This is a genomic window from Pseudomonas sp. FG6 (genome assembly GCF_057809015.1).
This window is the reverse complement of record NZ_JBMDJD010000026.1, coordinates 1-21,712: the sequence shown is the minus strand read 5'-3', so window position 1 is coordinate 21,712 and position 21,712 is coordinate 1. Positions and strand designations below refer to the sequence as shown.

Genomic DNA, 21,712 nt, shown 5'->3' with positions numbered 1-21,712 from the left:
AGCTCACTCGATACGTCAAGACACTTCGGCCTTTGCCAAGTATTTTTTAAGTAGCGATCTAGCCCCGTAGGCAGGCAAAACATTAAACACAGCAAAAGCCATCTTTATCACAATTTGAACATATACAATCCCTAGTATTTCCGCATTGCTCATCTTCCCAAAAAACGCAATAAAGCAAAAAAGAAAACTATCTATAACCACCGCAAAAAACGTGCTAAAGAAAACCCTTAAAAACAAGAATCTGGAATTCGTAAGCTTTTTTATCCGACATAAAATATAAGAATTCACATATTCCGAAACCAGAAACGAAATCGAGGAAGCTATTAATGCAGATACCACATGACTTATTACCTGATCAAAAGGAGCATCGAGCTGCCATCCTGACAAGCCTGGAAGCCCGTTAGTAATACTTAAAAGCGCAAGAATCAATGCATTGCTTGCAAACGCAAACCAAATGGCTCTCCTAGCAAGTCTAAGCCCATAGGACTCATTCAAGATATCCACCACCAGAAACGTAAGGGGATATAGAAATACGCCCGGCGTAACAACCAAATCGAAATTCTCGATATACAGGAGCTTGGCGGCGGAAACATTAGTAAAAACATATAACGCAAAAAGCAATAAATTCAGGACAACATAAATCATCCATGAGCGCTCATGACGATCGCTAAACTCATATGTTGTCGGTGCCGCCCCGCCGGAATAATACTTCTTATAGACCTCCTTGATTTCCCCTCGGCTCAAATTATCTACAATTTCACTCCTCATCACCTCCGCCAATTTTATCTTGATAATTTTCCCTGTCGAAACAACCATAAATACTGCAAGGCTTTTACCTTTTTCAAAACCCAACAGTTTGTACTTATCAGCCCCTAGCGCATTACTGCTTGTCATTGAACCGTTCCTCGACCACTTCCCCCACAACAACAAAAACATCAGATTCAAAATCCGCCCCAGCAACAATGTTCAAACGACGGCAAATTTTGTTATATACAAGCATCTCTCCGTGACCATCCGTGGGTCCCTTTCGCACTATTAACAAATCTCCTGCCTCATTCGCTCCGTAAATTTCTGCCTCCAGCAGTACAGCGATGAGATTACGAGCAGCTCCAAAATAATAAGTCAACGGATGCGAGACAACTAACTCGCCAATCCTTTTATCTAAATTCCGAATCAGTTGACTTTCCTTGATCACCGGCACTGCTGCCGGGTTCATATTTCCATGCAACGAAATACTGCTTTCAATGACTTCCTTTTCGGCAAAATCAACTGTTTCGATTTCCTTATAAGACACACCAAAAAAATCAGATATTTTACGGACGGTGGTTTGCTGCACATTAACCACCCTCCCCTCCAGAATATTATAGATCGTCGTCCTGGTGACACCGCTTGCCTGAGACAGGGAGACTCTTGTTTCCCCGCGACTTTTGATAAGATATTTAAGATTATTTTTTAAGTTTTCAATCCTGTCTTTTTTATACATACATCCACCACATCCTTATAGCTTATCTCCCTGTACCACTCTGCGGTAAGGGTGAATCTTTACAAGCACAGCATCCTACACACCTCAACCCCAACAAAAAATAGTCAAACAGTACATCAGACAACCGGAATATATCTCCAGCCCAGCAATGAATATATCCACCAACAGCAATAAAGACCATTCCTACAATGCAAACACAACAAGACTACAGGTAGCACTTACATGTATCATTTATTTACACAGCTGTTAAATATATTGATTAATAGCGAGGACTTTTCTGGTAATAACTTAGCTGACCGTCCGCTCATGTCGCAGCCAAGGCAATCCTGACTCCTCAATGAGACTGACGCCTCCCAAACCCTTGCAAGGAGCTCGAGCATGAAAAAGGCCGCCCACGCTTATCGACGAACACCGGACCATCCCACCCCAGTCTTCACCGTCATCCCTAACATCGATACCCGCTCACTGCTCTGCCACGCTTGCGAAACCCTCGCTTCGCTGAACGTCATGACCACCGACCTGGCCGACGAACTCGAAGGCTCGCGCCGCAGCGTCATATTGGCGGTGCAGCAACTGACCGAGTTGGGCGAGCTGCTGGTCAATCGAGCGCTGGACAACCTCGAACCACCAACAGGCCTCGAAGCCGCTTTGAACAACCAGCGCTGAACATGCGCCCCTTTACTCCAAGGAGATTTCGTCATGGACAGATACATGCCCACCACCGGCATCGATTGCACCATCGCTTCGCTACTGATCGACACCCAGGCACCGCTGGACGTACTGCACGAAACCGCCGCCCAACGCGTTCGAGCCGTCACCCAATTGCTCGAACACCTGGCCTTCGAAGGTGGCGTCCACAGCGAATTGGCCCGGGTATTGGTAATCGCCTTGCGCGATGGCTGCGACTTGATGGACGTCGTGGGGCGGCGATTGCAAATGCAACTGGTGGCCTAAAGAAAAAGGGCGCCTTGCGGCGCCCCTTAAAACCTATTAAACAGACGAGCCTACCAAACGAACGAAAGTTGAGTTCAACGGTGGAAACGGCTTGCTCGCGAAAAGGCCGGCACAGCCAACATCCAGGCAAGCAGGCCTACCGCTTGACGAGCAAGCCCGCTCCCACAGGCTCATAGTCCCTGCGAATGCAGGCGATGAACCTGCGCCAGTTGGAGAGCAGGCAAGAAATCCGCTGCCATCGGCACGCCTTCACGCACGATGATCATGAAACGTCGCTGAAGCGTGTTGACGATCTCGTCGCCATTGCTCAGGCGGCTGCCCACCAGGGCGACGTTGCTATTGGCCTCCCCGGCGGTCGTGAGGATGCGGGCCGTGCTGCCGTCGGCATACACGACCAGATCGCCTTTCTGCGCTGCCCGTACTTTCCAGCCGTTATCCAAAGTGAACTCCAGCGGCGAGGTCGCTTGCTGGACCGTGCCGCCGTGACGGGTCTGGCTGCCTTCGGTGGCCACTCGGTAAATGGCGATGGGCGGATGAGCTTCGACGTAGGCCTTTTGTCGACGGATGAATGACAAGACTTTTTCGTCGCAGCCATCCCATTGCTGTTGCACCCGGTACAAGTCATCCAGATGACGGAGATGTTCCCGAGAGATTTCGTTGGTGTAGGGGGCCTGCAAAGATGGGGGCATTTCCAGGGGCCTTATTCAGGGGCTTCAGGCGGTTTCCCTTGCCGCCGGGAAGGGACGCCGAGCCGGGCGATTCGGAATGATGAATGAGACGTTGCAGCCCTGGCGCGTCGCAACCCCCACCGCGTGGTAGCTGGAACGAATAGGAAACGTCGCAACCAGAAATGCTCGTTTTCCTACAACCCTTGGGAAAGCCTCCCGCAGCTCCACCCGGCCTTTCCTGCGCAACGAACAATGCCTGTCGAAAGTTTCGGCAGCGCCCGTACACCGCCTGACGACGCTGCATGCGGTATCTATGTACCGCACCCGCTCAACGCTTGCCCAATACGTTGTTTCCTCCGAAAACCTCCCAGGAAGAGAACATGCTGGAGAACGAATCGTTACAGACCGCTGGCGACCTGCTGATACACCAACTCAATGCTTCGCAGCAGCAAATGATCCGACTGAACGAAGCCTTCGCGCAGCCCTCGAAAGTGATTGCGCAGCAGTTGGACGACGCTGTCAGAACAGCCTTCCCCGCGCTGGCGGACAAGGTGGCAGCAAAAGAAATACTCGTGTGCCGGTTGCAAGACGAAGCCATCCCCCCATCCGAGCGAACAACCGACGCGCCGGCCTTTCAACGCAAGGTGACGCAAACCATCGCCCTCGACAGACTGTTCTGGCAGGTACTGGCTGGGAAGATCAATGCACGCGAGTTCTTCGACGATTTGCGCAACATCGACATCGTCACCGATCAAGACTACGTCACGGACATGCCCGCCGCCTTCAACAGCCGGGATGCCAAGCACGCCATCGAGCGACTGGTCAGCATCACCCCGGCGTCGTGTCAGCAGCGGCTGGCAAAAGCGCTGGACGACTTCTGGGATAACCCGCCCGCGCCCAACCGGGACCGCACCGTCAGCGAATGGCTGGCCGATGAATTGGGTGCGCAACTCAAGGCACAGGCCGATCTCCACCGACTGGACGGAGCTCTGAGCGCGCCGCTGTACAAAGCGGTGGCGGACCATGCCTTGTCAGCACCGGACGCAGCGTCACGCGCCACGCTGGCCGCACGTGACCGGCCCGGGGTTTTCAGCCTGAGCGTCACCCCCAAAGGGTGGTGGTCCAGTGTGCCGAGGCCGGCGGCCGTGGTGCTGACACAGCGCGACAACGCTGCAGATCCGGGAAACACGATGCTGTACCGCCCAGGAAATCCGCTGGAGATCTACGCCGATCTGAGTACGTTAAAGAACAGCCTGACGGGGGACGAGGACCCTGCCCATGACGGGGTGAGTATCACTCCAGTTGAGGAAGACTTTCTCGCCCACTTGGTCGCCGACCTGCGATCGGTGCAGAAGGCCGCCGTGAGCGAGGCGTTATTGAACGGACCAGGTGAAGACGAGGCGATCAACGCCTGGATGACCCGGGTGGATGATGCGGCGAACCTCAGGGACAGGCTGGACCTGGCAGGCGCCATGGACGAGCGTGCGTTACGGCTGTATCAGAAAAAACTGGACGATTGGCTGCGCGGCAATCCGAACATCACCGGCCGTGATCGCGTGGCCTGGTGGAGGGCGGTGCAGAACCTGCAGACCGCCCTGGAGGACACGCCGCAGCCGCCGGACCCGGTGACGCTAGCCAGCCCTGAGGCGCTTCGGGACCGGACCCGTACCTTGCTGGCCGGGTTCATCAAGGACAGATACAGCCCGGTCGACCCGGACCAGGTGTCCTTGAGTATCCGCAAGCAGATCATCGACCCGAATGCGCCGACGGGCGAATCGCCGTTTGGCTCCGGGGTCGCGCTGGGCCGGGTGAAAGCGATCATCGATGACCGTCGCTCCCTGACGGAGTGGGCAATGGCCAACCTGACGCCGGACGAGCGCAATACGGCTCACGCTACCGTGGAGGGGCCGTTGACCTTTGCGCAGATAGTGGACGTCATCGAGCGGGCCAACGTCGGCTCCCGGCTGCCCGCCGCATTGCAACTCGCCGCCCGGGCGCATCAGGGCGAATGGATGTCCCTGAAAGGCAAGCACATGCGTGCGCAAGCATGGGCAGCGCACATCTCGGGCGATTTGAGGCACGACCGGGACAACACCGGCCTGAACCTGGTACTGGCCGCGCTGGACAGCCCGACGCCCGAGGGACGCCGCCAGGTCAACGGTCATGACGTGGTGGTCAGGCAGATCCAGTGGGGCGACAGTGTGCTGAAAGAGCTGCTGGTATTCGGCGTCAAGACGTTCGCCAGCCGGCCGTCGCTGACGCTGTATACGCCGGGCGCGCCGGACGGAAAAGTGTTCAGGGACATAGACGCCGGAAGCGACCGGGAGCTGGAAGCCGCGCTGGTCAGGACGCTCACCGCCACGCTGGAAATGACCCGCTGGCTGATCGCGCAACTGCCACTGGCGGAACAGGCCGATCCGTTGGCGAGCCTGGTGCCGGCTTCGGAAAACCTGACCCTCGACGAAAAGATCAAGAAGGTCACACAGCCCACCTTCTCCTGGATAAGGCACCGGGTCCAGGACGACTTTGCGTTAAACGTCGCCTCCCCCGTGGTCAAGGGCGACCTGCTCAAAGCGCTGCACGAGACGCAGATCACTCACGCGCTCAAGACGGCCGATGCGCTGACGGTGACGAATGCCGAGCGTGATAGCACGGCCGCCCAGGAAGGGCGCAGGCAAGGCGTCGCATTGCTGACCGGCGCGATGGCGATGTTCTATGCCGGTCGCCTGGGCGGGGTACTGGGACGGGCGGTCCTGCCCGTCATGGCCGGGGGCGCTGCGGTGGCGGCCATCGAGGATGAGGGCGGCAGCTTGAGCCAGTGGACCGCTGATTTTCTCAGCGGGCTGGGGGAGGTCATGGCTGAAGCCGGACAGGATGTGATCATGGCCCGCGCGGCACGCCGCCGCAGCAGCCGCCCGCCGCTGTCTTCCCTGCCCCGAATGCCTGACCCGGAGATGGGACCGTTCCTGCTCAAGGGTTTTGACGGCACGGGCCTGGTGCCCGAAGGTCGCAGTCTGTACCGGGACGCAACCGGCCAAGGCTATTTGAAGCTGGGAAATGACTACTGCAAAACCGCGATCCAAGAGGGCCTGCGGATCATCTACGCGCCGGACAATCGCACTCATCAACGCACGGTGACTTGGAACCGTGGCCACTGGCAGATCGAAGCACCAGCACGGCTGCTCGGTGGGGGAGCCCTGCACAGCCTGCTCAACCGGACTCCAGAAACTCCACAGCAGAAGACTTGTAACGCATTGGTAGAGGGCGTGCTCGTCGAGCATCACTGGCCCTCCCGGGACACGGTGAACACGGCCCGGAAGGTCATCAACGCGATGCCCGAAGAACTCGCCGAGCGCATCTTGCGCGAGAGCATGAATGACATCGCCCTACGTGACATAGACGCCTATCGCGCTCGCATCAGCCAGATAAACAAAGGACTCCTGGGCTTCGCGTCACATAAGAACGCCCACGAAAGCCTGATGCACAAATTCAACGTGTGGCAGGCCGTCGATTACTGCACCCGAGACATCGATGCACAAGTAAAAGGGATTCAGCTCACGGCCCCTCAGAAGATAAAAATATTCGACATGACTTTGCCCCTCAAGAACGAGCTTTTCGACAGCGAAGGCAACTTCAGGATGATGATGTCGTCCCTGCCGGATAACCTCACCGGCGCCTTGTTCATCACCATCATTCCTGAACGGGGCAAAAAGAAAGCCGCCATGACCAAGATCCAGAACGACATTCATGAGGTGGTCGAAGCGGCGGAAAAGCGCGTTTGGGAGGAGCTGGGGGTGCTGTTTTCAGGAGAGGGCCCGGACGTGCAAGCCGCCCGGGAAAACTATAAGAAGAACCCGGATCACTTCCAGGAATATAAAAAACAAAAGCTCACGGCCTTCAGGGACGAGATGAAGAAACGCCACAAGCCCGGGCTCCTGACAGAAATCCGGAACAACAAGATTCCTTATGTCATCGCCAACAAGGGCAAGTCACAGCGAAAGACCCTGTTGGTCACCGGCGAGGACATCAGCAACTTTACGAAGAACCTCTCGAACTACGACACGTTCGATATCGAAGTCGTGACCCAGGTGCCGACGAAAAAGGTCTCCGGCAAAACACCGCCAACCACGACGCCCGTCGTCCTGGCGCAAACTTCGCCCCTGACAGACAAGTTCACGGTGAACATCAGTACCCTGGCCGAAACACAGATGTCCTACGACAACTTCCCCGAGGCAGCCCGGGCCAAGGTCAGCGAAATCATGGATGACATTCGCGCCGGCAGGGCAACCACCAAAAGGATCAACCGTTATTACTGGTACGACATGGCGCAGTTGTCACCCGGCAGTGGCAGAGGCGCGTGGCGCGCCGCGTTCGAACGCAAGGGCGACACGTGGACCCTCCAAGGGTTCTATGACTATCACGTCAACAAACCTGCGACGGTCTGGGAAGGCTAGCCAACGGGACGTCCACGGCCAGTCTAAGGGCGCCTTTCGGCGCCCTTATCACGCCTCTCCGACTAGACCGGTAGCTATTGCGGGCTGCGCGTCAGCAATTCCATGAACGCCTTGGCCATCGGCGAGCGCTGGTCCTTGCGCTGCACCAACCACACCGCCGACACCGCCGCCGGATCGAGCAGCGGCCGGTAGACCACGCCGTCGATGCGCATGCGCTGGTAAGACGCCGGCAGCACCGAAACCCCCAGCCCCGCCGCAACCAAGCCGATGATGGTCATGGCTTCGCCGGCTTCCTGGGCGAAATGCGGGCTGAAGCCGGCGTCACGGGCCAGGCCCAAAAGCTGCGCGTAGAGGCCGCTGCCATAGCTGCGGGGGAAAAACACGAACGGCTCATGGGCCAGGGCCGAGAGAAACAGCCCCTCTTCATTGCCCTGGGCCAGCGGATCCTTGGCGCTGAGCACCGCCACCAGCGGTTCGCGGCTGAGCTCGATTTCCACCAGGCTGTCGGGCAGCGGCAACGGTCGCATGATCCCCACTTCGATCGTTTCGTCCACCAGGGCATCCGCCACTTGGGTGCTGCTCATCTCCCGCAGGTTCAGGTGCACCGCCGGGAAACGCTGGCGGAACGAAAAGATCGCTTGGGGAATCGTAGAGTTGAATGGCGCCGAGGAGGTGAAGCCGATTTTCAATTCGCCCAGCTCCCCCAACTGCGCGCGACGGGCCACGTCGGCGGCCTTGTCGACCTGGGCCAATACTCGGCGCGCTTCGTCCAGGAACAGGCGCCCGGCCTCGCTCAACGCGACCCGACGATTGGTGCGCTCGAACAACCGCGCGCCGATCTCCTGCTCCAACGCCTGGATCTGCTGGCTCAAGGGCGGCTGGGAGATGCCCAGGGCCAGCGCAGCACGACCGAAGTGCAGCTCTTCGGCCACCGCGATGAAGTAACGCAAGTGACGCAATTCCATGGGGCATCCAATAAGTCGAGAAACGTCTTAAACAGGTCGAACAATATATTGGATAGAAACATTAGCCGGCTATATGCTTTTTTCACTGCTTGCCGTGCTCCTGCGAGGTCCATCGTGAAAACCGCTGTCGCCCCACTCGCCCATGAAATCCACCCCCGTGTGCAGAATGATGCCGTCGGACTGAAGGACGTCTACATCGAGAAAGGCACGCCGATGTTCATGCGCACGGTGCTGGCGCTGTTCAGCGGTGGCTTCGCGACCTTCGCCCTGCTCTATTGCGTGCAACCGATGATGCCGTTGTTGTCCCGGGAGTTTTCCATCAACGCGGCGCAAAGCAGCCTGATCCTCTCGGTGGCGACCGGCCTGCTCGCCGTCGGCCTGCTGATCACCGGTCCGATTTCCGACCGCATCGGCCGCAAGCCGGTGATGGTCGCGGCGCTGTTCGCCGCCGCACTGTGCACCCTGGCCAGCGCCATGATGCCGACCTGGCAAGGCGTGCTGGTACTGCGCGCCCTGGTCGGCCTGTCGTTGAGTGGGTTGGCGGCAGTGGCGATGACCTACCTGAGCGAGGAGATCCATCCCAAGCACATCGGCCTGGCGATGGGTCTGTACATCGCCGGCAACGCCATCGGAGGCATGTGCGGGCGCCTGATCACGGGCGTGCTGATCGACTTCGTCAGCTGGCACACCGCGATGCTGGTGATTGGCGGGTTGTCGCTGATCGCGGCGGCGGTGTTCTGGCGGATCCTGCCCGAATCACGCAACTTCCGGCCGCGCTCGCTGCATCCACGCAGCCTGCTGGACGGTTTCACCCAGCACTTTCGCGATGCCGGGCTGCCGCTGCTGTTTCTCGAAGCCTTCGTGCTAATGGGCGCGTTCGTGACGTTGTTCAACTACATCGGCTACCGCCTGCTGGCCGAGCCTTATCATCTGGACCAGGCCTTTGTCGGCATGCTCTCGGTGGTGTACCTGTCGGGTATCTACAGCTCGGCGAAGATCGGCGCACTGGCCGACAAGCTCGGGCGGCGCAAGATGCTCTGGGCGACCATCGCGCTGATGCTGGCCGGCCTCGCCCTGACCATGGCCACGCCGCTGCCGCTGGTGATCCTGGGCATGCTGGTGTTCACCTTCGGCTTCTTTGGCGCCCACTCGGTCGCCAGCAGCTGGATCGGCCGCCGCGCCCTCAAGGCCAAGGGCCAGGCATCTTCGCTGTATCTGTTCAGCTACTACGCCGGATCGAGTGTGGCAGGGACGGCCGGCGGCATGGCCTGGCACCTGGGCGGTTGGAACGGCGTTGGCCTGTTCATTGGCAGCTTGTTGCTGGTGGCCTTGCTGGTGGCGGTGAAGCTGGCGAAATTGCCGGTGTTGCCGGGGAATGTGCAGGTTTAGTTGTGCCGCAAAACCACCCGCGCAACCAACACGCTCTTCTCCACCTCCAAAGTCAGCGACTGCAACATCGCCCCCTCGCGCTCTTGTTGATCCAGCCACAGGAGCAACCGATTGGCCTCACCGCTGACGGCCAGTCGCAACGAATCGCCATCGACCTCCATCTGCCCAATCTCCAACCCTGCTGCCGTGGCGCTGTCATTGACTCGCACCGACAGCGGCCCCTCGGCAATGATCGCGGCCTGCGCGGGCTCGGCACGCTGGATGCGGACGCTCAGTTCGGCTTGCTGCCGATAGTGCCGTTCGGCGATCTCCAGCCGTTGCCGCGTGGGTTGCCAGATCGACAGGTAGCCCATCACCAGCAGCACCAAGCCGGCCATCCCCAGCAACAACTGTTGCTCACGACGTGAACGTCGCCCCCAGCCCTGCTTCAGGCTCAGCCATGCATTGACGTTCATTCCTGGTTCTCCAGCGTCACGGTGGCATGCACCTGGTTGTTCTGTTTGCTGGCGCTGCCCAGGATGAGGGGCAGGCCGTTCTGTTGACCGCGCTCGCGCAGTTGTTCGAGCTCGACGAAGCTGTGGGCCGTCAGTTGGATTTTCCAGCCCTCGTCGTCACGAAAATCGATGCGCTGTACCTCGACGTTGCTGGCGCCAATGACCTGCTCCGTCAGGCGGACCAGGCGAGTGACCTGGGTGTCCCGGGGTTGGCCGCGACGCCCTTGCAGCGCCTGGAATTGCGCCGCCAGGTCGACGATGCGCACCTGTTCGGGGTACAGCGACCTGAACCGCTGCTCGCTCTGGGCATACAGGCGCCGAGTTTCGCTTTCCAAATAGCGGACGCGGATTTCACTGAACGCCCAGGTGAGCATCAACCCACCCAACGCGACCACCGCCGCTCCCCGCCATGGCAAACGCTGGCGACGCCGGCGGAACTCCCCCTGCAACAAGTCGATGGGGTGTCCGCCGGCGCCCAGCAGCCACTCATCGATGCCCGGGCAATCGCGCCCCTCGTCCAGCCAGTGGAGGTCTTCGGGCAGGTCAGGCTTGAGCGCCGCCAAGGCCCGGACAGACAACGCCACCCGCGCCGGCAAGGCTCCGCCCAGCAACCAGCGACCGAACCAGCGCACACCATAGGCGGCGTCGCTGGGCAGCAGGTCGGCGTCGACGTGCACCGCACGGACATCGACACCTTGTGCCGCCAGCAGCGCCAGTAACGCCTGGAACCGGGCCCGGCCAGTCACCATCAGCGGATAACGCTGCTGGCGGTCCCGGCGACCGCTGCCAATGTGCAGCGCATCGAGGTCTTCACTCAGTTGTTCTTCGATGGCGAACGCCAGGGCCTGGGGCCGGGGCTGGCGCCGGGAGGGCCACGGATCGCTGCGCAACCAGCTGCACATTTCCATCGGCAACAGCACGTCGACGTCACGCCCGTGCAGTTCGCGGGCAGCCTCGTGCAAAGGCAGGCAACGCCGCTCGCCCGTTGGCGACCACAGGCAACAGGGCCAATGGGCGCTGGGGTCGCCCAGGCCCTCGGCGGTCAGGTAAAGCCAGGTTTTCATCAAGGAAGCTCACTGGGGCTGAAGGGTAAGAAACGCCGCTGGCGAACGGTCCAGCGGCCGCTGGCAACGTCGTGCTCGACATCCGAGGCCAGCCGCAGACGGCTGCCGCCGCGCGTCACGCTCACGGTGATGCGAAACCAGCGGCTGCCCACACCCAACCCGTGGCTGCTGAGGCCCAGGCCGGACACCAAGGCGTCATGGGTGAACGCCTGGACGCTGGCATAAGGTTTGTCGCAACGCTGGCTGACGAGCGCCTGGGCCGGCCCGGCCTCCATGCCATCGAGGGTCATCAGCAATAGCTGCGGCGCGGTGTTGACGTTCAGCCGCGCCTCTTTGGGCAGCAGCGTCACCCAAGGCTCCAGGCGCCTCAAAGTCTGCGCGTCGATGCCGGGCAGCAGGCGCAGTTGACTCAACTCCTGCACCGGCCCGACCTGGGGCAATGACAGCGCTGGCAGATCCAGCAAGGCCAGCAGTCGACGCCAACGGCCCAGGGTGACTTGATCGACTTGCCCCAAGGCCAGCAGCGGGGTGAGGTTCAAGCGTCCGGACAAGTCCTCGATAGCGATATTCATCTGCGCGTCTTCCGCGGCGAAGGCAGGTCCGAGCCGGGCCCAGTCCTGGCTCAGGTCGACGGGTCCGGCGGTCGTTATTTCACTGCCTTCGAGCACCTGCTGCGCCCAGGCTTCACCCGCCAGCCCGAGTTGACGCAGTTGGATCTGTTGCAGCTGCTGCGCGCTGCCCTGCACCAACAGGCGATGGCTGCGCAGCATGCCGCCGGTGAGCAGCAGCGCCAGGCTCATCACCAGCAGCACGCTGATCAGTGCCACGCCTCGTTGGCGGTTCATGGCAACGATCCAGGCAACAGCAGCACGCGACGGACCTGCTCGAAACGCCCGGTCGACAGCATCAATTCCAGGGCCAGTGGCTCGTCCACGGTTTCGCTGCGCCAGCCCCGCTGCGGATCGAACAATCGCCAGCTCAACCCGCGCACGTCGTCGAGCAGTTTCTGCTGCTGCGCGGTGTCCGTGCCTTCACCGCGACTGTCGCGCCACAACGCGGTACCTTCGAGCCGATAGGTCACGGCTTGTCGTTCGCTGCGAGGCTGGTCCAGGGGATTGCGCCAGTGACTGCGCTGCAGTTGCAGCCCTCCCGGCGCGAGCACGACGGAATCGGTCACGACCTGCCAGGCATCGCGCTCGATCACCCCCACGGCACGCTGCAAGGCCCTGAGGTCGCGCTCATGCTGGGCGGTTCCCTGTTGGGTGCGCACCACCCCATCGAACAGCCGCCAACCGGCCAGGCCGAGCAAGGCAAAAATGGCGATGGCGATCACCAGTTCCAGCAAGGTGAAGCCCGACTGCTTATTCATCACGGGTGCGGATCCAGCCAGTGGTGCGATGCACGACGGACCCGCTGCCGACACGGCTGACCTGGATATCCACCTGGAGCAGGCGCGGATCGCTCGACGGGGCGATGCGCTGTTGCAGCGTCCAGTCCCGCTGGGCCAGGCGCCGGGTCAGTCGCTGTTGCCCGACGGGCGTGGCGGTGTGCAGGCGCAGTTCGCTCAAGTGGTTGTCCGCCAGCCAGGCACCGAACAGACGCTCCTCCAGGCCAGCGCTTTGCTTGAGCACGAACTGGCTGGCCGACAACACGGCCGCTGCCAACGTGGCGAAGATCGCCAGGGCCACCATGATTTCCAGCAGGGTAAAGCCCTGGCAGTCACGTGCATCAGTCATCGATCAACGGCTCTGCGATGCCATCGCTCGATACCCGCGAAATCGTCTGGCCGGCGACCTTGATGAATAACCTGAAGGGGCTGATTTCGTCACTGCTGAGCAGCAGCAATTGCGGTGCACCTGGCCCATCGTCGAGCCTCATCGCATAGCCGTCCTGCTCTAGCCCGAATGTCAGCTCCCCGGGCAACCGATGCGCAGCTGCGACATCGGTCCAGCCCTGGGCTTCAAGCCGCACGACCTGATAACCGCGAGGTTGCACGCGCACACCGTATTCCTGCCCGTCCAGCACCGCTCGTTCGCGCAGTTGCTGCACCAGCCGACTGAAGTCCTGGGCTTGCTGGCGAGCCTCGCGGGCCGGGCTCGGGCCGATGGCGAAACTGACCATGCCTGCCACGACCCCGATCAACACGATAACGACCATCAGCTCAAGCAAGGTGAAACCCCGGCAACGACGTCCCATGCTCAATCGGCCCAGTTGCCGATGTCGGCGGCAAACCCGTCACCACCCAACACGCCATCGGCGCCCAGCGAGTACAGGTCGTAGCTGCCATCGCGCGCCTTGAGGCCAGGATTGAGGTACTGGTAGGGTGTGCCCCAAGGGTCGATCGGCAGGCTCTTGAGATACCCCTGGGGGTTCCAGTTCTTCGCCGCGGGCGTACCGGACGGACGCTTGCTCAATGCCTCAAGGCCTTGCTGGGTCGAGGGGTAGTGAAAGTTGTCCAGGCGATACATTTCCAGGGCCGTGGCAATCGCCTGGATGTCGGTCCGGGCGGCGGTGGTCTTGGCTTGATCGGGCCTACTCATGAACTGCGGCACCACGATGGCGCCGAGCACGCCGATGATGACCACCACCACCATGATTTCGATGAGGGTAAAGCCGCGTTGAAGACGCGAAGGTCGGTTGTGTTGAAGCTTCATGGATCAATTCACCCATTGGTTGAGACTCAGGATCGGTAGCAGGATGGCCATGACGATCAGCAGCACGACGCCGCCCATCAGCACCAGCATGGCTGGCTCGAAAAGGCTCACCACCAGGGCCATGCGCGCCGCGAGGCTGGCCTCCTGCTGTTCGGCCGCGCGGGCCAGCATGTTGTCGAGTTCGCCGACCCGTTCGCCGCTGGCGATCATGTGCAGCATCAGCGGCGGGATATCACCGCTCAGTTCCAGGCCACGGGTCAGGGTTCCGCCCTCGCGGACCGAACGGGCGACGTCGGCCATGCGGGCGCGGATCGTCAGGTTGCCGATCACCTGGGCGGCGATGTGCAAGGCCTCCACCAACGGCACGGCACTTTTGCTGAGGATCGCCAGGGTGCTGGCGAAACGGGCCGCTTCCATCGCCCGCAGCACTTCGCCCAGCAACGGCAACCGCAGCAACAGGCGATGCCAGCGCAGGCGCCACACCGTTTGGCGCAGGCTCCAGCGCCACAGGCCGACCACGGCGACCAGCGTGCCGAGCAGCCCCAAGCCATGGCGATGCAAGCCGTCGCTCACGGCGATCAGCGCCTGGGTCAGCGCGGGCAACGGCTGGCCGCTGTCGACAAAAATCTTCACTACATCCGGCACCACGTAACCGAGCAGGAACGCAACGATCACCACACAGGCGAACATCAGGATCAGCGGGTACACCAGCGCCAGTTGAATGCGTTGGCGCGAGGCCTGGCGCGCCTGGGTGTAGGCCGCCAATTGTTCCAGCACCTGGCCCAAGTGGCCGGATTGCTCGCCGGCCGCCACCGTGGCGCAGAACAGCTCGGGAAACGCCCGTGGAAACGTCCGCAGCGCGGTCGCCAACGCGTGGCCTTCCATCACCCGACTGCGCACCGCCGACAGCAGGTGAGCCACGCGCCGCTTCTGACTCTGTTGCGCCACCGCCCCCAGCGATTCTTCAAGGGGCAGGCCGGCCTGGATCAGGGTCGAAAGCTGCAGCGTCAGCAACGCCAGGTCAGCCGGGCTCAAGCGTCCCCCCGCGTGCCGGACGCCTGTGGTCCGTGGCTCGGCGGCGTGCAACTCGCTGGGCAACAAGCCCCGCTCGCGCAGCAACTGGCGCGCGTGGCGGGGGCTGTCGGCTTCCACGCGGCCCTTGCAGCGCCGGCCCTGGGCATCTTCCGCCCGATAATCGAAGGTCGGCACGGGGCTAATCCTCCTGGGTGATGCGCAGCAGTTCGTCGACGCTGGTCAAGCCTTCCAACACCCGTTGGCGCCCGTCCTGAAACAGGCTGCGGGAAGTCTTGCGCGCCTCGAAGGCCAGCGCCTGCTCGGCGGCGCCCTGATGAATCAGTTGCGAAAACGTGGCGTTGACGTTCACCAGTTCGTAGATGCCGAAGCGCCCGCGATAGCCTTTCTGGCACTGATCGCAACCTTGGGCCTTGAACAGCCGTGGCGCGGCGTCGGCGGCAAGCCCCAGGCGCCGGCAAAGGGCGGCGTCGGCCACATAAGGCGTCTTGCAGGCCGGACAAAGGGCCCGCAACAAACGCTGGGCGACGATGCCGGCCAGGGACGACGCCAGCAGATAGGCATCGACCCCCATGTCCAGCAACCGCGTGACCGCGCCGACGGCGGTGTTGGTGTGCAGGGTGGAGAGCACCAGGTGACCGGTCAGGGACGCCTGGACGGCGATTTCGGCGGTCTCGCGGTCGCGTATCTCGCCGACCATCACCACGTCCGGGTCCTGGCGCAAAATGGCCCGCAAACCACGGGCAAACGTCATGTCGACCTTCGGGTTGACCGGCATCTGGCCAATGCCCGGCAGGTGATATTCGATGGGGTCTTCGACCGTGAGGATATTGCGGCTCTGGTCGTTGATGCTGCTCAACGCCGCGTACAGGCTGGTGGTTTTCCCCGAGCCCGTGGGGCCGGTCACCAATACGATGCCGTGGGGTTTGCCGAGCAATTGGCGCAGGCCGGCCAGGGTGTCGTCGGGCAGGCCCAGGCGTTGCAGGTCCAGGCGCCCGGCCTGCTTGTCGAGCAAGCGCAACACCACGCGCTCGCCATGGGCCGAAGGCAGCGTGGAAACCCGCACATCGACCTCATGGCCGGCCAGGCGCAACGCCATTCGCCCATCCTGGGGCACGCGCTTCTCGGCAATGTCCAGGCGCGCCATGACCTTGATGCGTGAGACCAGCAGCGTCGCCAACTCGCGACGCGGGCGCAGTATTTCCTGCAACTGGCCGTCGACGCGCATGCGCACCGACAGGTACTGCTCGAACGTTTCCAGGTGCACGTCGGAAGCGTGCTCACGCACCGCTTCGCTGAGCAGCGCGTTGATCAGGCGGATGATCGGCGCATCGCCCTGTTGTTCCAGCAGGTCGGTGGTCTGCGGCACTTGGTCGACCAGGCTGAGCAGGTCCAGTTCTTCGTCCAACCCCTGGGCCACCTGCTCGGCGGCGCGCTGCCCCTGGCGATAGGCGCTCGCCAGGCGCGTGGCGAATTGCGCCGGCTCCAGGATCTGGATCGGCAACTCGCGGCCACACAGGCGCCGAACCTCGGCCATGGCCGTCAACGGCGTATCGCGGCGCATCACCAGGCTCAAGGTCGCCCCCTCGCCTTCCAGCAGCACGCCCCAGCGCCTGGCGAAACCAAAGGGCAGCGAAACCTGGAGATCCGTCACAGGGCACCCGAACGTGGTTGTGGCTCGGCCGCCGACGCATCCGTGGAGGAATCGAACAACTGGCGGGGATCCCGGGGCAGCAGCAGCGAATTATTTTCCCGCGAACCGGGTTTACTCAGCTCCCGCAGCGCGTCGTAGCGCTGGCGACTGACCTCGGCCAGGTCTTCGTTGCTGCGCACGATGGTCGGGCGCAGAAACACCATCAGGTTGCTTTTGGTCTGGGTGTCGCGGGTCCAGCGAAACAGCGCGCCCAGGTACGGAATACTGCGCAGCAACGGCACACCGCTCTGCTGGGTGCGGACACTGTCGCGAATCAACCCACCGATCACGATGATCTCGCCATCGTCCGCCAGGATCGTGCTCTTCAAGGCGCGCTTATTGGTGATCAGGTCTGAGGAGTCGATGCCGGAGACCGACGGCGCGATGTCCGAAACTTCCTGCTCCACTTCCAGGCGCAACGTCGAGCCTTCGTTGATGTAGGGTTTGACCTTGAGGCTGATGCCGACGTCCTTGCGCTCCACGGTGGTGAATGGATTGTCCGCGCCGTTGCTGTTGGTGGCGTAGGAGCCGGTCTTGAACGGGACGTTCTGGCCGACGATGATTTCCGCTTCCTGGTTGTCCAGGGTCAGCAGGCTGGGGGTGGACAACAGGTTGCTGTGGGCATCGCTCGCCAGCGCCGAGACCAGCGCACTGAAGCGGTCGCCGCCGATGCGCAGGAAGGCGGCTTCCTTGGTTTTATCCAGTTTATTGGGGTCCAGCCCGATGATCGGGATGTCGGTGCCCGGAAAGTTGACAGCCCCTGACGCGCTGCCCTTGTTGACGCCCCACTGCACCCCCAACGCTTCGGAGATGTCCCCGGTCACCTCGACGATGGCGGCGTGAATGAGCACCTGCGCCCGGGGCTGGTCCAGTTCGCGGACGATGTTTTCAATGGTGCGGACCTGGGCCGGCTCGGCGATCAATACCAAGGCGTTCTGGCTTTCATCGGCCTTGATCATGAACGGGTGGGTGGCGGCGCCTTCCCGCAGGCCGGCGAGTGCCGGTGTGGTTTTCTTATCCTGCCCGACCGCTTCCAGCACTTCGGCCAGTTGCTTGGCATCGCTGTGGCGCAGGCGGATGACCCGGGCGTTGTCCTCGGAGGTGACGGGGGCAACGTCCAGGGTCCGGGCCAGGTCCACCAGGCGTTTTCGCACCGGCGCAGCGCCGATGATCACCAGGCGGTTGCTCCGCACATCGGCAATGACCAACCCTGCGGTATCCCCTTCGCGCTTGCCGGTGGAAGCCTCCATGATCGGCGCGATATCCCCGGCCCGGGCATGCTGCAATGGCAGCACCACATGGTTGCGGTTGCGTCCCGAGTCCAACTGCTGCACCACCGCGCCGATGCGCCGGACATTCGCGGCGGTGTCGGTGACCACCAACGCGTTGGACGACACCGAAGGGCCCATATAACCGTTGCCCGACACCAGCGGCCGCACCAACCCGGCCACATCGGCGGCAATACTCGAATGCAGTTCGATCACCTGGGTGACGAACTGCGAGGGCGTGGCGCTTGTCGCATCGGCGATGCCGGCACGCGTCTTGGCTTCACCGACCGGGGTGATCAGGATCCGCTCGCCTTCGTCGATCACGGTGAAGTTATGGGCATCGAGTACCGAGTAGAACAACCGACGCACGCCCTCGCGATCCAGCGCCTGGCGGGACATGACGGTAATGCGCCCCGACACCCGGGGATCGAGCACCACGGTCTTGCCCAGGATCGCCGAAAACTCATCGACCACGTCGCGCAGTTCCGCATTGTTCATCGCCAGCTGCCATTGCGCCTCTTCGGCCCGCAAGGCACCGGGGAAGGTCAGCGGACAAAACACGGCAACGCAGAACAGGACGCTCGATACACGGCCGCGGATAAAGCTGTTCATGAATTCGATCACTCTGATTGCCCGACCACCGGGCGTAGGTATTGCGCGGAATGAGGCGCCGCCGGGCGTTCGACGGCGGGGGCCAGCCGACGCAGCAAGGGCTTTGCCGCAGGTTGCAGGGCCAGCCGTTCTTCACGTCCGTTGCGCCACAACATCACGTGGTCGGCCTCGACCCGTCGCAGCACGCTGCCGCCGGGCAGGCGCTCCCCCACTTGGTACAGGCGTGGGCCGGCGGCGTCCGCGAGCAAGGCCCGCGACAGACCCGGACCGGCGACGAAGCTGGCTTGCAACGTCACCGGTTCAGCGCTCGGCGCATGGGCGCCTTCAGGCGCCAGGCCAAGCACCGTCGCCACGGCTTGTACGTTGGGTAAATCGCGTATCGCAAGTACCTTTGGCGCAACGTCCACCGGCACATCAAGATTCAACTGCTGGCGAAAGCGCCACTCTTGCCCTGCCAGGAACACCCCGTACAGCAACGGCACGAACACCCACGCCGCCGTCGTCAAACGGCTAGCGGGCCGAAAAGAAAAACGCATCTGCGCGCTCACTGGAGCATCGCCCGCGGGCGCTTCGCCAAGGACATCCGCCGCACCACCCGCCGACCACACAGCTCATGCCAGAGCACCGCGCACAGATGCAGGGCAATGAGCGCCGACAGCGCCCCGCAAGACAGGGTATGGACGGTATTGGCCAACGCGATCAACGACGGCTCGCCCAACGGCTGGGGGATCCGGACGAGGCCGAAGACACTGATGGCGCTTTTCATCATCAGCACGCCGCTCACCAGCACGACGCCGATGCTCAGGTAGATCAGCGCGTGCACCGCCGTCGCCAATCTCTTGCTCAACGAACGCGCCGCGTCCCGGGATCGCCGTTGGCATACGAACAGCCAGGCCCGCCAGGCAAAAAACGGAATGAACAGGGTCGTCAGCGACACATTGAGTGACCCGACCCAGTGTTCGGTCGAAGCCGAGACCGGGTAATACGCCACATAGAAGCCCGACACCAACGCCCACAAAATAATCACCGCAGACAACCAGTGCAGCAGCACCCGTCGACCGGAATAATGGGTATGCATTACCGTGCCCTCGTCTGAAGGCTCCAGGCTCCCCGTGCGGGTCGCCTGGAGCCATACCTGTCAGGACTTACAACTTGTCCCAAGCGGCTTGCCACGAGGCACCGACACCCGGCTCAAAGCCATTCGCGGTCGGGCTGTACTGCTTGCAATAGCCGGAGGCCGGGAACGGCTTGCACTCGAACACTTCGTCGGTCTTGGGTTGCAGCACTTTCGTGCCGGCGGTGTAGTCGGAGATGCCTTCAGGGAACACGAAGTCGTATTCGATGCCTGCGCCCTCGCCTGTCAGGGTGACCGACTGGGTGTCCTGGCGAGTGGTGCGCCCGTCTTCGGTGGTGCCCACCAGCGTCAGGGTGTGCGCGCCAGGGGCGGCGCCGCGCACGTCCAGGCTCAGGCCGGTATTGCCTTCACCTACGGTCTGCACGATACCCACCTGCTTGTTCTTTTCATCAAACAGCGTGGCTTCAAGGTTCATCCTGCGGTTCGTCTGCGCAGTGAGCGCCATGCTCACCCGGCCCTTGTCGAGGACGTACTCTGGCTGCAGGGAAGCGATTTCCAAGCTGGCGCTGGCGTCTTCCTGCATGTCCAGTTGCACTTCATAGCGGATCACACCGCTTTCTTTCTGCGCATACAGGCTGTTGGAGCCCTTGACCGGTGTGATGTTGCCGTCTTCGTCACGGATGCCGGCACGGATCTGGGTATGGGCGTTGTTGATGGCTTCGGCCAGTTTGAACGACCAGTTCTCAGGCTGGCCTTGCTCGGCGTTGTCGATGCGGATCTCGACGCTGTACTCGGCACTTTCACCGGTCGCGGAAAACGCCCGGGCCTTGACCTTGTCGCCCACCAGCAACGGCGTCGACGGCGCAATGCTGCCCACCGGCGTCCAACCGCCCGGCAGCGCGGCTTCGGCGAGGATGTTCACGTCCACCGGATTGTAGAAAGCGTTGTCGGTGTCACCCACCGTCCAGACCGCCAGGATGACGTGATGACCCGACTTGCTGTCCGGAATGACGCAGTCTTGCTTGGTACCCCCGACCGGGACCTGATGACCGCCATCCACGGTACAAAACGGCGTGCTGTCGAACGAGGCGCGCTTGAGCACTTCGTTCGGGTTCCAACCGTCGCGGGTAATGAAGTATTCGAATTTGGTCGCTGGGTGCGCCGCGCTGAATTGCCATTGAAAGGCAATGTTACGGTCCCTGATCTCGGTCAGGTGCCAACGCGTGGCGGACTGTGCATCCAGGGCCGAAAACCGGGCAATGCCACCACTGGCGATCTTGCCGTCGATGGGGCCTTGCAGCGGCCCGCCACCTGCTCCATTCGGGAAGCCCTTGAAGGTTTCGCCGGTACTCTGCGGCTCGTACTGCGCGCCGCCACAGTTCTTGTTGACACCTTTCTGGCACAACAGCGCACGAGAAGGCGGTACGTCGACGAAGCCATGAGCCAGCGCCCCCTGGGAAGCTACCATGGCCGAAAACAGAACTAACGACGATGCACACCCTGCTAACACACGATGCTTGTTAAAGTTGTTTTTCATATAAGTTCCAGACTAGTCATCAAAATAGAACGACGTATCACCGTCCTCTTGAAAGACCTGCCAGACCGGCACAGCACCTGGCCTTTCAAGTGCCCGGAACCTTATAGAAAGTTTAACGATCGCTATGTAGGACAAATCTCCCAACACAGAAGGAAAGATCTCCGAATCTATTTGTCTTACATAATTAGAGAAAACTCTTACAAAGAGAAATAGCTGTCAAACAGACACAAACAGACATACCAAGCCCATGCAATGATTCGGTTACTGGACTTGCCCCTACAAAACCGGACACCAACTCCCCGTTAAATTGATGCCGCCGCCAAACGCCTGAACTCCCTTGGTGAGCGATAGTTCAAAGCGCTGTGCGGAT

The 21,712-nt window shown here is 61.4% G+C and carries 21 protein-coding genes; 4 read left to right on the top strand and 17 right to left on the bottom strand.

Features of this window, described 5'->3' with window-relative positions:
- Positions 1 to 15 precede the first annotated feature (15 nt).
- Together ACODSJ_RS17380 and ACODSJ_RS17375 are read right to left on the bottom strand one after the other, a co-directional pair.
- Entirely contained in the window at positions 16 to 894 is an 879-nt protein-coding gene (locus ACODSJ_RS17380) for a queuosine precursor transporter (RefSeq protein WP_489102900.1), read from the bottom strand.
- Positions 881 to 1,483 (bottom strand): helix-turn-helix transcriptional regulator, encoded by a 603-nt coding sequence (locus tag ACODSJ_RS17375; protein ID WP_489102899.1) that lies wholly within the window; start codon positions 1,481 to 1,483, stop codon positions 881 to 883. Before ACODSJ_RS17375 ends, ACODSJ_RS17380 begins: the two co-directional genes overlap by 14 nt.
- A gap of 378 nt (positions 1,484 to 1,861) precedes the next feature.
- Between ACODSJ_RS17375 and ACODSJ_RS17370 the strand changes: the two genes are divergently transcribed.
- Both ACODSJ_RS17370 and ACODSJ_RS17365 read left to right on the top strand, forming a co-directional pair.
- Entirely contained in the window at positions 1,862 to 2,149 is a 288-nt protein-coding gene (locus tag ACODSJ_RS17370) for a DUF6124 family protein (protein WP_489102898.1), read from the top strand.
- A 33-nt stretch (positions 2,150 to 2,182) separates the two neighbouring features.
- On the top strand, positions 2,183 to 2,437 hold the full coding sequence (locus ACODSJ_RS17365) for a hypothetical protein (RefSeq protein WP_489102897.1): 255 nt from the start codon (positions 2,183 to 2,185) through the stop codon (positions 2,435 to 2,437).
- Between the two features lie 170 nt (positions 2,438 to 2,607).
- Here ACODSJ_RS17365 and ACODSJ_RS17360 read toward each other — a convergent pair whose 3' ends face one another.
- Complete coding sequence (locus ACODSJ_RS17360) at positions 2,608 to 3,126, bottom strand: PAAR domain-containing protein (protein ID WP_489102896.1); 519 nt, start codon at positions 3,124 to 3,126, stop codon at positions 2,608 to 2,610.
- A gap of 359 nt (positions 3,127 to 3,485) precedes the next feature.
- On the opposite strand from ACODSJ_RS17360, the gene ACODSJ_RS17355 reads away from it, so the two are divergent.
- Entirely contained in the window at positions 3,486 to 7,559 is a 4,074-nt protein-coding gene (locus ACODSJ_RS17355; RefSeq protein WP_489102895.1) for a dermonecrotic toxin domain-containing protein, read from the top strand.
- Between the two features lie 74 nt (positions 7,560 to 7,633).
- Here the strand turns inward: ACODSJ_RS17355 and ACODSJ_RS17350 are convergent, their stop codons facing one another.
- Positions 7,634 to 8,524, bottom strand: coding sequence for a LysR family transcriptional regulator (locus ACODSJ_RS17350; RefSeq protein WP_489102894.1), 891 nt, complete (start codon positions 8,522 to 8,524; stop codon positions 7,634 to 7,636).
- 147 nt (positions 8,525 to 8,671) lie between these two features.
- Here ACODSJ_RS17350 and ACODSJ_RS17345 point away from each other — a divergent pair, with 147 nt between their 5' ends.
- Positions 8,672 to 9,913 carry an MFS transporter gene (locus ACODSJ_RS17345; RefSeq protein WP_489102948.1) on the top strand — a complete coding sequence of 414 codons (1,242 nt, stop codon included), beginning with the start codon at positions 8,672 to 8,674 and terminating at the stop codon, positions 9,911 to 9,913.
- Here the strand turns inward: ACODSJ_RS17345 and ACODSJ_RS17340 are convergent.
- The 13 genes from ACODSJ_RS17340 to gbpA form a co-directional block, all read right to left on the bottom strand.
- On the bottom strand, positions 9,910 to 10,368 hold the full coding sequence (locus tag ACODSJ_RS17340; RefSeq protein WP_489102893.1) for a type II secretion system protein M: 459 nt from the start codon (positions 10,366 to 10,368) through the stop codon (positions 9,910 to 9,912). The genes ACODSJ_RS17345 and ACODSJ_RS17340 overlap by 4 nt on opposite strands.
- Positions 10,365 to 11,471: a type II secretion system protein GspL gene (gene gspL / locus ACODSJ_RS17335; RefSeq protein WP_489102892.1), complete on the bottom strand. Its 1,107-nt coding sequence runs from the start codon at positions 11,469 to 11,471 to the stop codon at positions 10,365 to 10,367. The genes ACODSJ_RS17340 and gspL overlap by 4 nt, the downstream gene beginning before the upstream one ends.
- Positions 11,471 to 12,316: a type II secretion system minor pseudopilin gene (locus ACODSJ_RS17330; protein ID WP_489102891.1), complete on the bottom strand. Its 846-nt coding sequence runs from the start codon at positions 12,314 to 12,316 to the stop codon at positions 11,471 to 11,473. The genes gspL and ACODSJ_RS17330 overlap by 1 nt, the downstream gene beginning before the upstream one ends.
- Positions 12,313 to 12,840, bottom strand: a complete 528-nt coding sequence (locus ACODSJ_RS17325; RefSeq protein ID WP_489102890.1) for a type II secretion system protein GspJ — start codon at positions 12,838 to 12,840, stop codon at positions 12,313 to 12,315. Before ACODSJ_RS17325 ends, ACODSJ_RS17330 begins: the two co-directional genes overlap by 4 nt.
- On the bottom strand, positions 12,833 to 13,207 hold the full coding sequence (gspI, locus tag ACODSJ_RS17320) for a type II secretion system minor pseudopilin GspI (RefSeq protein ID WP_489102889.1): 375 nt from the start codon (positions 13,205 to 13,207) through the stop codon (positions 12,833 to 12,835). Before gspI ends, ACODSJ_RS17325 begins: the two co-directional genes overlap by 8 nt.
- Complete coding sequence (gene gspH / locus ACODSJ_RS17315; protein ID WP_489102888.1) at positions 13,200 to 13,667, bottom strand: type II secretion system minor pseudopilin GspH; 468 nt, start codon at positions 13,665 to 13,667, stop codon at positions 13,200 to 13,202. The genes gspI and gspH overlap by 8 nt, the downstream gene beginning before the upstream one ends.
- A 2-nt stretch (positions 13,668 to 13,669) precedes the next feature.
- Entirely contained in the window at positions 13,670 to 14,125 is a 456-nt protein-coding gene (gene gspG / locus ACODSJ_RS17310) for a type II secretion system major pseudopilin GspG (RefSeq protein WP_489102887.1), read from the bottom strand.
- Between the two features lie 3 nt (positions 14,126 to 14,128).
- Entirely contained in the window at positions 14,129 to 15,334 is a 1,206-nt protein-coding gene (gene gspF / locus ACODSJ_RS17305; RefSeq protein WP_489102886.1) for a type II secretion system inner membrane protein GspF, read from the bottom strand.
- A 4-nt stretch (positions 15,335 to 15,338) separates the two neighbouring features.
- On the bottom strand, positions 15,339 to 16,811 hold the full coding sequence (gspE, locus tag ACODSJ_RS17300; protein WP_489102885.1) for a type II secretion system ATPase GspE: 1,473 nt from the start codon (positions 16,809 to 16,811) through the stop codon (positions 15,339 to 15,341).
- On the bottom strand, positions 16,808 to 18,730 hold the full coding sequence (gene gspD / locus ACODSJ_RS17295; RefSeq protein WP_489102884.1) for a type II secretion system secretin GspD: 1,923 nt from the start codon (positions 18,728 to 18,730) through the stop codon (positions 16,808 to 16,810). The genes gspE and gspD overlap by 4 nt, the downstream gene beginning before the upstream one ends.
- An 8-nt stretch (positions 18,731 to 18,738) precedes the next feature.
- Positions 18,739 to 19,266, bottom strand: coding sequence for a type II secretion system protein N (locus tag ACODSJ_RS17290; RefSeq protein ID WP_489102883.1), 528 nt, complete (start codon positions 19,264 to 19,266; stop codon positions 18,739 to 18,741).
- Positions 19,267 to 19,274: 8 nt separating this feature from the next.
- A complete protein-coding gene (locus ACODSJ_RS17285; RefSeq protein ID WP_489102882.1) occupies positions 19,275 to 19,808 on the bottom strand; it encodes a cytochrome b in 534 nt (177 codons plus the stop codon).
- A gap of 67 nt (positions 19,809 to 19,875) precedes the next feature.
- Positions 19,876 to 21,342, bottom strand: coding sequence for an N-acetylglucosamine-binding protein GbpA (gbpA, locus tag ACODSJ_RS17280; protein WP_489102881.1), 1,467 nt, complete (start codon positions 21,340 to 21,342; stop codon positions 19,876 to 19,878).
- Positions 21,343 to 21,712 lie beyond the last annotated feature (370 nt).

What these genes read in the sequence shown, in the direction of transcription:
- ACODSJ_RS17380 (WP_489102900.1), bottom strand. Translation starts at nt 894, where the DNA reads ATGACAAGCAGTAATGCGCTAGGGGCTGATAAGTACAAACTGTTGGGT.
- ACODSJ_RS17375 (WP_489102899.1), bottom strand. Translation starts at nt 1,483, where the DNA reads ATGTATAAAAAAGACAGGATTGAAAACTTAAAAAATAATCTTAAATAT.
- ACODSJ_RS17370 (WP_489102898.1), top strand. Translation starts at nt 1,862, where the DNA reads ATGAAAAAGGCCGCCCACGCTTATCGACGAACACCGGACCATCCCACC.
- ACODSJ_RS17365 (WP_489102897.1), top strand. Translation starts at nt 2,183, where the DNA reads ATGGACAGATACATGCCCACCACCGGCATCGATTGCACCATCGCTTCG.
- ACODSJ_RS17360 (WP_489102896.1), bottom strand. Translation starts at nt 3,126, where the DNA reads ATGCCCCCATCTTTGCAGGCCCCCTACACCAACGAAATCTCTCGGGAA.
- ACODSJ_RS17355 (WP_489102895.1), top strand. Translation starts at nt 3,486, where the DNA reads ATGCTGGAGAACGAATCGTTACAGACCGCTGGCGACCTGCTGATACAC.
- ACODSJ_RS17350 (WP_489102894.1), bottom strand. Translation starts at nt 8,524, where the DNA reads ATGGAATTGCGTCACTTGCGTTACTTCATCGCGGTGGCCGAAGAGCTG.
- ACODSJ_RS17340 (WP_489102893.1), bottom strand. Translation starts at nt 10,368, where the DNA reads ATGAACGTCAATGCATGGCTGAGCCTGAAGCAGGGCTGGGGGCGACGT.
- gspL (WP_489102892.1), bottom strand. Translation starts at nt 11,471, where the DNA reads ATGAAAACCTGGCTTTACCTGACCGCCGAGGGCCTGGGCGACCCCAGC.
- ACODSJ_RS17330 (WP_489102891.1), bottom strand. Translation starts at nt 12,316, where the DNA reads ATGAACCGCCAACGAGGCGTGGCACTGATCAGCGTGCTGCTGGTGATG.
- ACODSJ_RS17325 (WP_489102890.1), bottom strand. Translation starts at nt 12,840, where the DNA reads ATGAATAAGCAGTCGGGCTTCACCTTGCTGGAACTGGTGATCGCCATC.
- gspI (WP_489102889.1), bottom strand. Translation starts at nt 13,207, where the DNA reads ATGACTGATGCACGTGACTGCCAGGGCTTTACCCTGCTGGAAATCATG.
- gspH (WP_489102888.1), bottom strand. Translation starts at nt 13,667, where the DNA reads ATGGGACGTCGTTGCCGGGGTTTCACCTTGCTTGAGCTGATGGTCGTT.
- gspG (WP_489102887.1), bottom strand. Translation starts at nt 14,125, where the DNA reads ATGAAGCTTCAACACAACCGACCTTCGCGTCTTCAACGCGGCTTTACC.
- gspD (WP_489102884.1), bottom strand. Translation starts at nt 18,730, where the DNA reads ATGAACAGCTTTATCCGCGGCCGTGTATCGAGCGTCCTGTTCTGCGTT.
- ACODSJ_RS17290 (WP_489102883.1), bottom strand. Translation starts at nt 19,266, where the DNA reads ATGCGTTTTTCTTTTCGGCCCGCTAGCCGTTTGACGACGGCGGCGTGG.
- ACODSJ_RS17285 (WP_489102882.1), bottom strand. Translation starts at nt 19,808, where the DNA reads ATGCATACCCATTATTCCGGTCGACGGGTGCTGCTGCACTGGTTGTCT.
- gbpA (WP_489102881.1), bottom strand. Translation starts at nt 21,342, where the DNA reads ATGAAAAACAACTTTAACAAGCATCGTGTGTTAGCAGGGTGTGCATCG.